This window comes from Streptomonospora arabica, from assembly GCF_039531585.1.
Taxonomy (GTDB): domain Bacteria; phylum Actinomycetota; class Actinomycetes; order Streptosporangiales; family Streptosporangiaceae; genus Streptomonospora; species Streptomonospora halophila.
In genome coordinates this window covers 308,378-319,228 of record NZ_BAAAQI010000007.1, presented here as the reverse complement: position 1 = coordinate 319,228, position 10,851 = coordinate 308,378, and the positions used below count along the sequence as shown (strand labels likewise).

Below are 10,851 nucleotides of genomic sequence, written 5' to 3'. Positions count from 1 at the left end.
AGTCTCTTTGCGCCGATGGTACTGCCTTCATGGTGGGGGTGGGAGAGTAGGTTGCTGCCGCATTTTTTGTTGGTGGGGGTGTGGCCCGTTTGTTCGGGTTGCGCCCCCGCCTTTTTTTATGCCCGAAAAGGCCCAGTCCGTCGCGTGGCTCGACGGGTCCGGGGACTCTGGCTGCGCGCGCCGTGCGCGCTATCGCAGAATTTCGGAGTAAGGATTCCCCGCGGTCTCCGATAGATCACGGAAACGCTGGGCGACAGGCACCGGCGAGACGGTCACCCACCGTAGTATTTTGCGGTGTCCGATCGAATCGCCGTCCCCGCCACGGGATTCCGATGGTGGTCGGGGTGATCAGTGCAGGTATCGTGTTGACCAGGTTCGGGCAAGTCCCCCGCCGTGCCGAACCTGCTCACGATACAAGATTGTGCTGAACCGATTCCCCCTGCTTGTGCGTCCTACATAGGACTGCGCCGGGCGAATCGAGAGTGCCAGGGGGCCACCAACTGAGTGATAGCACTAACGGCGACGGCGATGTCACGCCGCGCCATGACGCTGAGACGCCTGATGATGGTCGTACTGCGGGGGACGCAGTGCGCTGGGGGAGTGGCTCCGGTCGCGGTCCCGGCGAGAAGACCGACGATCGCGTGAACCGACCCGATGGTGCTGCAATGATGAACGAGAGTGACGACGACTCCAAGGGGAAGGCGCAGGGCGAGGACCGGCGGGATCCAGGACAGCCCGCCGAGGAGACCCCCGACAAGCAGGCGGGAACGGCGGAGCCCTCTCCCACCCCTGAGGCCCCTGAGGCCGGCGGCGAGGCCCCCGAGCGCGAGGCCTCTGAGGGCCCGAAAGCCGAAGGCGCCTCCGGAGGCGATGAGGGCACCCCCGCGGAGGGCGGCGGCACGAGCGCCTTCAAGGACAGCGGAAGCTTCTTCCGCGATCGGGTCGCCCGCACATTGGCGGACCAGGGCTTCAACTTGAGGGAAGACGGCACGTGGGGGCCCTCGGAGGCGTCCGCGACCGGTCCCGAGGCCCAGTCTCCCGACGCCCGGTCCGAGGATGCCGGCGAGGCCTCCTCCGGCGCCGAGCGCGCTGAGACGGCAGCCGAGGCCGCCACCGGCGCCGCCGCAAAGCCGAAGCCGGCGGCCGGCGCGGGCGACGACGCGGCTGCGGCCGCCGAGCCCGCGCCCCCCACAGCGCGCGACGAGACCCCCGAGGCCGAGACCCCCAAGGCCGCGGCCGCCCCCTCGGCCCCGACCGCAGCCGGCAAGCCCTCCCCCTCCGCCCCCGGCGAGCCCGACGGCGCGGCAGCCTCTGAGCCGAAGGCGGAACCCGCCCCGCACACCGACCCCGCGTCAGCGCCGTCGGCGGAGTCCCCCGCTTCGCCCGCGTCCTCCGCGTCTGCGGGCGACACCCGCGACACCCGCGCCCCATCGACCGGCGCCGATGAGGCCGCTTCGGACGCAGACGCAGACCGGACCGTCGAGCAGCCGCGGTCCTGGTTCACGCCGCGGGTCGCGTCGCAGGGCCCCGCCGCGGGTGCCGCCGCGGCGGGCACACAGAGCGCCGACGACGCCGCCGCGGTTTCGGACCGGGCCGAGACCGCGTCCGAGACCGAGGCCGAGACCGAGTCGACCCTTCCGCACACCCCCTCAGCGCCGAGCGCTCCGCGGGAGGACGACGCCGCCACCGCCGGTCGGCGCGAGTCGCAGTCCGGGTCGCCCTCCCCCGCGTCTGCCCCCGAATCCGCCGCCTCCGGCGCGGACAAGGCCACGGCAGCCGATACCCCCGCCGAGTCGCCCGCCGCCCCAGTGGACGCGACGCCTCCCACACCTCCCACTCGCCCCGCGCCCGGCGCCTCCTCCGCCGCCGCGGAGCAGGACGACGGCCCGCGCCTTCCGCGCTGGGGCGAGTCCACCGCACCGGGCGGCGACGAAGCCGCCCGTCCGCAGTGGTCCCCCTACACGACACCGGACAATCCGAGTGCGGGAGACCGCCCCGCCCCGCCGGGAGACTCCTACTCCGGCGGCGACACGGCTGCGGCATCCGCGCAGGAGCAGCCCGGGAAGCCGGCCGAGCGGTCGGCGCCGGACTCCGCGCCGCCCGACAGCGGTTCGGCCTCCGGCCCCGGTGAGCGTGCCGGAGGCGCGGCCGCGGGCTCCGCCGCAGCGGCGGCCGGTGCCGGTTCCGCCGCCGCGGCGGCGCAGGGCCCCGCCGGCCCCGGACCGGAATCGGCCGGTCCCGCCGCCCCCGGCTCCGGCTCCACTCCCGGCTCCGACGCCGCAAGCGGACCGGACTTCGCCGACCCGCAGGGCCGCAGCCCTTCCGGACCGTCCGGCCCCTCGGGCCCCTCTGGCCCCACGCGCCCCCCGGGCCCCGGCGGGCCGACGCCGCCCGGCGGCAAGGGCGGCGGCGCCCGGCCCCAGGTGCGGAAACCGCTGTGGTGGCGCATGACCCGCGCGTCGCTGGTCGCCTTCGCCGCCTGCGCCGTCCTCGTTCTGGGCGGCTTCGGCATCGCCTACGCGGTCATCGAGGTGCCCGACGTCGCCAAGGAGGCCGCGGTCAACCAGGGGTCGACGTTCTACTACGCCGACGGCGAGACGCAGTTCGCCGAGCGCGGCGTGGACCGCGAGCCCGTCGACTACAAGCAGATCCCCGACCAGGTCCAGGAGGCGGTCATCTCCGCCGAGGACCGCGGCTACTGGGACTCCCCGGGCGTCTCCCTCACCGGCACCGCCCGCGCCGTGTGGTTCACCGTGACCGGTCAGCAGGTGCAGGGCGGCTCTACGATCACCCAGCAGTTCGTCCGCAACTACTTCGAGGGGATCAGCCGGGAGCAGACCATCACCCGCAAGCTCAAGGAGATCATCATCGCCCTCAAGGTCGATCAGTCTCCTGACATGGACAAGCAGTGGGTGATGGAGCAGTACCTGAACACCATCTACTTCGGCCGCAACGCCTACGGCATCCAGTCGGCGGCCCAGGCCTACTACCACAAGGACGTCGGCGACCTCACCGGCGCGGAGTCGGCCTTCCTCGCCGCGGCGATCCAGCAGCCGTCCCTGTACGGCCAGGCCGACAGCAACACCACGCCGCAGATGGAGAGCCGCTGGCAGTACGTGGTCGACGGCATGGTCGAGGGCGGGGCCATCTCCCAGGCCGAGGCCGACAAGATGGAGTTCCCCGAGCCCAAGGCCGAGCGCCCGGCCAACAGCGTCGACCTCAGCGGCTACAAGGGCTACATGCTCCAGCAGGCCATGAAGGAGCTCAAGGACCTCGGCTACAGCGAGGACAACATCAACCGCGGCGGCTACAAGGTCGTGACGACCTTCGACCAGCAGACGATGGAGATGGCGCAGAGCGCGGTCGAGGACACCGTCGACGTGGGCTCGCTGCCCGAGGGCGTCCAGGCCGGGCTGACCGCGGTGGAGCCCTCGACCGGCGAGGTGGTCGGCTTCTACGGCGGCCACGACTACATGAAGAACCAGTACGACAGCGCCTTCAACGGCTCGGCCCAGGCGGGCTCGGCGTTCAAGCCCTACGTGCTGGCGACCGCCCTGGAGCAGGGCTACAGCCTGAACAGCCAGGTGAACGGCAACTCCCCGATCCAGGTCGGGGGCAGCTCCATCAGCAACTACGACCACACCAGCCACGGCCCGACCTCTCTCGTTGAGGCCACCCGGATGTCGCTGAACACCGGCTACGTGCAACTGGCGCAGGAGGTCGGTCCGGAGAACGTCCGCCAGACCGCGTATGACGTCGGCATCCCCAAGAGCATGATTCAGGACGACCAGGCGGTGCCCGCCATCGCCCTGGGCGTCTCCGACGTGCGGCCGGTGGACCAGGCGACCGGGTTCGCGACGTTCGCCAACGGCGGCGAGCACGTCGAGACCCACGTCATCCGCGAGATCGTCAACAAGGAGGGCGAGAACGAGCGGCCCGAGCCCGAGAGCTCCCAGGCGATCAGCCAGGAGTCGGCCGCCAACGTCAGCTACGCCCTCCAGCAGGTCGTGCAGAGCGGTACCGGTACCTCCGCGGCTCTGCCCGACGGCCGGCCGGTGGCGGGCAAGACCGGGACGACCGACGGCAGCGTCGCCGCCTGGTTCGTCGGCTACACGCCGCAGCTTTCGGCGGCGGTCGGGGTCTACAACGGCAACAACCAGCCGTTCAGCGTTCCGGGGTGGGGCTCGCTGTCGGGCGGCACCCTGCCCGCCGCCATCTGGAACAACTTCATGACGAAGGCGATGGAGGGCAAGGAGGTCGAGCAGTTCCCGGAGCCGAGCTTCGGCGGCGAGGTGCACGACCTCGCCCCCGACCCGCCGCCGTCGCCGGAGCAGACCGAGCAGGCCCAGCCGTCCGCGCCGGCCACGCGGCCCGAGGAGCCGACCGTCCCGACCGAGGTGCCGGAGGATCCGGTGGCGCCCACGGCGCCGCCCGAGACGGCGCCGGAGGAGCCCTCGACGCCGCCGTTCGAACCCGACTTCCCGGACGGCACGGGCGGCGAGGAGAACGCGGCCAACGGGGCGTAGCGAGCCGCGCGCCGGTGCGCCGCCCCGGGTACGGCCCGCCCGCCGGGCCGGTCACCCGGGGAGGCCGCACCGGCGCGGCCTCACAGCATCACCGGGAGCGACCTCAGACGCCATGTCCCGGGGTCGGGGGCACGGTCGGGGCCGTCGCCGGCGGGTGCGAGCGCGGGGTGGCCCAGCAGCAGCGCCTCCAGCGCCGCCTGCGTCTGGACGCGGGCGAGGGATGCGCCGAGGCAGAAGTGCGGCCCGTGCCCGAACCCGAGCTGCTGCGCGCCGTCCCGCGGCCGGGTGACGTCGAGGGTGTCCGGCTCGGCGAAGGCCCGGGGGTCGCGGTTGGCGGCGGCGATCGCGGCGGTGACCGGCTCGCCCCTGCCGACGGCGACACCGCCGATCTCCGCGTCCTGGCGGGCGAACCGCGGCATCGCCAGCAGCTGGTGCCCGCACCAGCGCATGAGCTCCTCGACCGCGCCCGGCATCAGGCCCGGGTCGCCGCGCAGCGCCGCGAGCTGGTCGGGGTGGGCCAGCAGTTCCGAGACGGCGTTGGCGATGAGGTTGGTGGGCGTCTGCCCGGCCAGCACGATGTTCCAGACCAGGGAGACCATCTCGGTGTCGCTGAGGCGGTCGCCGTCCTCGGCTTGGGCGCGGACGAGGTCGGAGACCAGGTCGTCGCCGGGTTCGGCGCGGCGGGCGGCCACGGCGGCCTTCGCGCTGTCGATGATCGCGGGTACGGCGTCGGCGAAACCCGCGCCCGCTCCGGCCGCGATGACGCCTCCGTAGGCGCGCCAGTGAGGGCGGTCGGCGGCGGGGATGTCGACAAGCTCGCAGATCACCTCGATCGGGAGCGGGCGGGCGAAGTGCTCCATGAGGTCCACCGCACCGTCCTCGGCGTGCTCGGGCAGCCGCTCCAGCAGCGCGGCGACCACAGCCTCGATGCGGGGCCGGAACGCGGCCGCGCGCCGCGGGGTGAACGCCGGAGCGACGAGGCGGCGCAGCCGCAGGTGCTCGGCGCCCTCCATCTCGCCCATGTTGCGCAGGTACGGGCGGTACTCGTCGGACACCTCGGGGCGCATGGCGAAGGTGTCGGCGGTCAGCTCGAACCGCGGGTCGTTGAGCATCGCGCGGGCGTCGCCGTGGCGCAGCACCGCCCACATCGGCGCCATGCCGGGTATGAGCAGCCGGGCCAGCGGCGCGTGCTCGCGCGCCGCGCCGTAGGCGGCGAAGGGGTCGGCGATCACGTCGGGGCTGGACAGGTCGATCTCGCAGACGCCGCCGGCGTGCGCGGTGACACCGTTCATCGCTTCTCCGTTCGAGGGGGGCGGACGCAGCACAGGAGCGGTGCGTGCAATTTCAGATGATGGCATCATCTGAATGGTGAGCGTACCTTAATTCCGGCCGTCCGGAGGGAAGCAGCGAAGGGAGCACGGTTGGCTCGGCTCACCAGGGCGGAGACGCAGCGGCGCAACCGGGCCCGGGTGCTGGACGCCGCGCGCGCGGAGTTCGCCGAGCGCGGCTTCCGCGAGGCCGGGATCGACGCCATCGCCGAACGCGCCGAGCTGACCCGCGGCGCCGTCTACTCCAACTTCCCGGGCAAGCGCGCGCTCTACTTCGAGGTGCTCGCGGAGCTGGCCGAGGAGGTCCCGGCCGTCGGCGGCGCGCCCGTCCGCACCGCCCGCGAGGCCCTGGGCGCGCTCGCCCGCGCCTGGGTCGCCCGCCTGCCGCTGGCTACCGGCGCCGACGGTCCCGCCGCCCGGATCGGCGCCGGCGTGGTCCCCGAGATCCTGAACGAGGAGTCGGCGCGGCGGGCGTATGCGCAGCTGATGCGGTTCCAGGCCGTCCTGCTGGGGTGCGGGCTGGAGCGGCTGGACCCGCCGGCCGCCGCCGGGGAGCGGCGGGTTCGGCTGGCTGAGACCGTGCTGACGACGCTGCACGGCGCGAGCCGGCTGGCCGCTGCGGCGCCCGGGTTCGGTGAGCCGTTCAACGTCGTGAGCGCCTGCGAACGCCTGGCGGATGCGGACCTGGGCGACCGGTGGGACGGGCCCGCGATCGCGCCCGAGCCGCGCGCGGCCGACGAACCGTGGACCCCGCCCCCCGCGTTCGACGCGCTGCGCCGCGAACCGGCGCCGCTCGCGGCGGACGGCGTCGTCGCCGTCCTGGGGCTGCACCGGTTCTCCGCCGCCGAGGACGTGCTGCGCGCCGCGCCGGAGGGGGCGGAGGCGACCGTGGTCGCGGTGTCGTGCTCACCCGCCGAACTGGGGCCGCTGGCGCGGATGGCCGTGGCCGAGGTCCGGGGCCTGCTGCGCCGGGCCCTGCCGCCCGGGGCGTGGCCGCGGCTGCGCGTGGTCTGCGACGAGTCGGGGGAGGTGGCGGCGGCCGCGGGTGTGGGCCGGCCCGGCGACGCGACCGAGGCGGCGGTGCGCGTGCAGGCGGGCCGGATCACGGCCCGCGCCGAAGGGCTGGGCGCCGGGCACGCAGCCGCGGCCGCCTCCCGCGGCCGTGCGCACCGCAGCGAGCGGGAGCGGGGCGGTGGGCGGTCGGCGGGGGCCGGCTGACGCGTGGTCGACGGGTCCGTCCCCAGCAGGCGGCGCACTCGGGCGCGCCCTGCTCCCCGGGGCGCGAAGCGGGCGCCGTGCTGCTGCGGCGCCGCGCGTCGGCGGCGCGGCTGCCGCAGACCGTCGTCGACATGCTCGACACCAGCCGCACGACGCTGCTGTCGGTGCGCGGCCCCGAGGTCGAACCCGGCCCGCAGCGCACCCACCGGCTTCTCCAGTGCCGGCGCCGACAGCGCGAGGCAGCCCGAGCGCCGGGCGGTTACGACCACCGGCCACAGCGGCCGGGTGGCGGTGGCGCGCGGCACGCCGCCGATCGCGCTGCCGTAGACGCCGCGCAGGCCGTTCTTCCACGGGGCGCTGCGACGGGACCGGGGCCGCTCTCGCGCGGCCGGGGAAGGAGCCGGGGCCGGTCCCCCGCCGGCTTACTGCCGACGGGCGAGAACGCGGCGGTGCCGGGGCGCCCGCGGGATGACGGCGACCCCTCGAACACGCCCCCGGCTCCGGTCCGCGGGACCTCCCCCGCGGCCCCGTCCCCGAGCCCGGCGGTCCGAGCACCAGCGGTCAGCCGACCAGGGCGGCGCAGCCGCAGGTGTCGGGGTCGGGGGCTTCCGGGGTCTCGGCGCGGCCGGTGAAGACCTCGGCGCCGGGCGTCGTGCCGCTGATGGCGTCGGCGGCGAGGATGACCGCGGCCGCCGTCCAGGTGCTGCGCTCGACCGGCCAGCGCACGGACTCGGCGAACTGGTAGCCGGTCCAGTAGGCGCCGTCGTCGGGGTCGCGCAGGTGCTGGATGTCGGCGAGGAGCCGCCGCGCGCGGCCGGTCTCGCCCAGCGCGGCCAGCGCCAGGGCCAGCTCCGAGGTCTCCGCCCCGGTGACCCAGGGCTGGTCGCTGACGCAGCGGATGCCCAGCCCGGGGACCACGAAGGTGTCCCACTCCGAGTCGAGCCGCCGGTGCGCGGCCTCGCCGCGGACCGCGCCGCTGATGATGGGGTAGTACCAGTCCATCGAGTAGCGGCTCCGGTCGGCGAAGACCGACTCGTGCTCGGCCATCAGGTGGCCGAGCCGGGACGCGGCCAGCTCCCAGTCGGGCTGGGGGCTGCCCAGCCGCTCGCCGAGTGCGGCGCCGCAGCGCAGCGCGTGGTGGACGCTGGCGCAGGCGGTCAGCAGCGCGTGGTCACCGGGATTTCCGTCGGCGTCGCGCGCCCAGCGGATCTCGCCGCGCTCGGTCCCCAGACCCAGCGCGAACTCGACGCCGGCGCGCACCGTCGGCCACAGATCGGCGGCCGAGCGCTCGTCGCCGGTGACCAGCAGGTGGTGCCAGACGCCGACGGCGGGGTAGGCGGCGTGGTTGGCCTCGCGCAGCGCGCTGGCGGGCTCGTTCTGCCGCAGCTTGGCCGGCCAGGACCCGTCGGGCAGCTGGACGCGGCCGAGCCACTCGTAGGCCCGCAGCGCCGCGGCGGCGTGCCCGGCGGCGGTCAGCGCCATGGCGCATTCGACGTGGTCCCACACGTCGGTGTGGCCGCCGGGGAACCACGGGATGGCGCCGTCGGCGCTTTGGGCGCCCAGCAGGTAGCGCGCGGACAGGGCGGTGTCGGCGGCGGTGAGGACGCCGGGAAGCTCGGGGAGGGGGTGGTCGGGCTCGGAGGAGGTGCCGATGCTCATCCGTTCTTCTCCGCGCGGCCGCGGGGCGGCTTGCGCAGGTAGACGACGACGCTCTTGCCGATCAGGGGGTTGAGGAGGCGTTCGGCGGTGCGGGTGGTGCGGGGGGCCTTCATCATGTCCCACACCAGCATGCGGTGGTAGGCGGAGGCCAGGGGGTGGTCGTCGTCGGACGTGCCCACGGCGCACTTGATCCACCAGTAGGGCGCGTGGAGGGCGTGCGCGTGGTGGTGCGGTCCGATGAAAAAGCCGGCCGCCTTGAGCTTGGCCTCCAGCTCGGCGCGGGTGTAGATGCGGATGTGGCCGCCCTCGTTGGTGTGGTACTCCTCCGACAGCGCCCAGCACAGGCGCTCGGGCAGCCAGCTGGGCACGGTGACGGCGGCCGTCCCGCCGGGCCGCAGCACGCGGTACAGCTCGGCCATGGCCGCAGTGTCGTGCGGGATGTGCTCGAAGACCTCCGAGGCGATGACGCGGTCGAAGGAGTCGTCGTCGAAGGGCATGTCGAGGGCGTCGCCCTTGACCGCCTCGGCCGATGCCCCGCCCTCGGCGGGCACCTCGCCGGAGGTGCGCATGGCGGCGAACATGGCGTCGACCTCGGCCAGGTCGTTCTCGTTCCGGTCGAAGGCGACGATGTCGGCGCCGCGGCGGTACACCTCGAAGGCGTGCCGGCCGCCGCCGCAGCCGAGGTCGAGGACGCGGTCGCCGGGCCCCACGGGCAGCAGGGAGAAGTCGACGGTGATCAGTGCTGGCTCCTTCGGATCGTGCTGGTCACGGGTGAGCGGCGGGCTCGCCGGCGTGACCGCGGGCGGCGTCGATCGCGGCGGTGTAGCGCCGGGCGGTGGCCTCGGCCACGGCCCGCCAGGTGAACCTCTCTTGGACGCGGTTCCAGGCCGCCGCGCCCATGGCCCGGCGGCGGGCGGGGTCGTCGAGCAGGCCGCCGACGGCGGCGGCGAGCTCCTCGGGGTCGCCGGGTTCGGTGAGGAGTGCGGTCTCGCCTTCGGGGCCGACGACCTCGGGTATGGCGCCCGCGCGGCTGGCGACCAGGGGGGTGCCGCTGGCCATGGCCTCCACGGCCGGCAGGGAGAAGCCCTCGTAGAAGGACGGTACGACGGCGACCTCGGCGGATGCCAGCAGTTCGCCCAGTTCGCCGTCGTCGATACCGCTGACGAAGGAGACGCGGTCGCGCAGGCTCAGCTCGTCGACGAGCCGGTCGGTGGGGCCGCCCGGGGTGGGTCTGCTCACGACGGTCAGCGAGACGTCGCGCTCGGTGGCCAGCTTGGCGGTGGCGCGCAGCAGGGTGGCGACGCCCTTGAGCGGGCTGTCGGCGCTGGCCACGCACACCAGGCGGCCGGGGACCCGTTCGGCGGCGGGGCGGGGGTGGAAGCTGCCGGTGTCCACGCCGAGCGGGACGACGTCCACGGCCGAGCGGCGCACGCCGAACTCGCGGACGATGTCCTCGGCGGAGGACCGGGAGGGGACCAGCACGGGGTCGAGGCGGCGGGCGACCCGGCCCTGCATCCCCACGAAGCTGTACCAGCGCCGCTTGCTGATCCGCTGCCAGCCGGTGGCCTGTTCGACCTCGATGCGGCGGTCGACGGTGATGGGGTGGTGGATCGTGGTGACCATGGGCAGGCCGGCGGCCCGGATGCCGAGCTGTCCGTAGCCGAGGGTCTGGTTGTCGTGGACGACGTCGAACTCGCCGCGCCGCCGGCGCAGCTCGCGCAGTGCGCGCAGGGAGAAGGTCAGCGGCTCGGGGAACCCGGCCGTCCACATGGTGGCGACCTCCAGCACGTCGATCCAGTCGCGCCATTGGCGCAGCGGGGGCGCTTTGAAGGGGGCGGCGTCGTTGTAGAGGTCGAGGCTGGGGACCTCGTCCAGGCGCACCCCGGCGTCCAGCTCGGGATAGGGCTGGCCGGAGAGGACGGTGACGTCGTGGCCCAGCGCGGCCAGCTCGCGGGAGAGGTGGCGCACATAGACGCCTTGGCCGCCGCAGTGCGGCTTGCTGCGGTAGGAGAGCAGGGCGACGCGCAGTGGGCGGTCGGCGTGCGGCATAGGACTACCCCATCGACAGCGTGGTGGAGGATGGCAGGTGCCCGCGCGGAGCGCGGCGGAGCGGACCCGGG

At 74.4% G+C, this 10,851-nt stretch carries 6 protein-coding genes; 2 read left to right on the top strand and 4 right to left on the bottom strand.

Annotation, left to right across the window (positions count from 1 at the left end; all coding sequences use genetic code 11):
- Positions 1 to 665: 665 nt before the first annotated feature.
- Positions 666 to 4,526: a transglycosylase domain-containing protein gene (locus ABD284_RS14745; RefSeq protein WP_344143545.1), complete on the top strand. Its 3,861-nt coding sequence runs from the start codon at positions 666 to 668 to the stop codon at positions 4,524 to 4,526.
- 80 nt (positions 4,527 to 4,606) lie between these two features.
- On the opposite strand, the gene ABD284_RS14740 is transcribed toward ABD284_RS14745, so the two are convergent.
- The gene (locus ABD284_RS14740; RefSeq protein WP_344143544.1) at positions 4,607 to 5,818 is read right to left on the bottom strand and encodes a cytochrome P450; all 1,212 of its coding nucleotides are present in this window, start codon (positions 5,816 to 5,818) and stop codon (positions 4,607 to 4,609) included.
- Positions 5,819 to 5,947: 129 nt separating this feature from the next.
- Here ABD284_RS14740 and ABD284_RS14735 point away from each other — a divergent pair, with 129 nt between their 5' ends.
- Positions 5,948 to 7,072: a TetR/AcrR family transcriptional regulator gene (locus ABD284_RS14735; RefSeq protein WP_344143542.1), complete on the top strand. Its 1,125-nt coding sequence runs from the start codon at positions 5,948 to 5,950 to the stop codon at positions 7,070 to 7,072.
- 561 nt (positions 7,073 to 7,633) lie between these two features.
- Here the strand turns inward: ABD284_RS14735 and ABD284_RS14730 are convergent.
- The 3 genes from ABD284_RS14730 to ABD284_RS14720 are packed head-to-tail and all read right to left on the bottom strand — an operon-like array spanning position 7,634 to position 10,780.
- Positions 7,634 to 8,731, bottom strand: coding sequence for a prenyltransferase (locus tag ABD284_RS14730; RefSeq protein ID WP_344143540.1), 1,098 nt, complete (start codon positions 8,729 to 8,731; stop codon positions 7,634 to 7,636).
- Positions 8,728 to 9,471 (bottom strand): class I SAM-dependent methyltransferase, encoded by a 744-nt coding sequence (locus tag ABD284_RS14725; RefSeq protein ID WP_344143570.1) that lies wholly within the window; start codon positions 9,469 to 9,471, stop codon positions 8,728 to 8,730. The genes ABD284_RS14730 and ABD284_RS14725 overlap by 4 nt, the downstream gene beginning before the upstream one ends.
- Before the next feature lie 25 nt (positions 9,472 to 9,496).
- Complete coding sequence (locus ABD284_RS14720; protein ID WP_344143539.1) at positions 9,497 to 10,780, bottom strand: glycosyltransferase family 4 protein; 1,284 nt, start codon at positions 10,778 to 10,780, stop codon at positions 9,497 to 9,499.
- Between the last annotated feature and the right edge of the window lie 71 nt (positions 10,781 to 10,851).

Coding starts and splice junctions, on each gene's coding strand:
- ABD284_RS14745 (WP_344143545.1), top strand. CDS start 666: ATGATGAACGAGAGTGACGACGACTCCAAGGGGAAGGCGCAGGGCGAG.
- ABD284_RS14740 (WP_344143544.1), bottom strand. CDS start 5,818: ATGAACGGTGTCACCGCGCACGCCGGCGGCGTCTGCGAGATCGACCTG.
- ABD284_RS14730 (WP_344143540.1), bottom strand. CDS start 8,731: ATGAGCATCGGCACCTCCTCCGAGCCCGACCACCCCCTCCCCGAGCTT.
- ABD284_RS14720 (WP_344143539.1), bottom strand. CDS start 10,780: ATGCCGCACGCCGACCGCCCACTGCGCGTCGCCCTGCTCTCCTACCGC.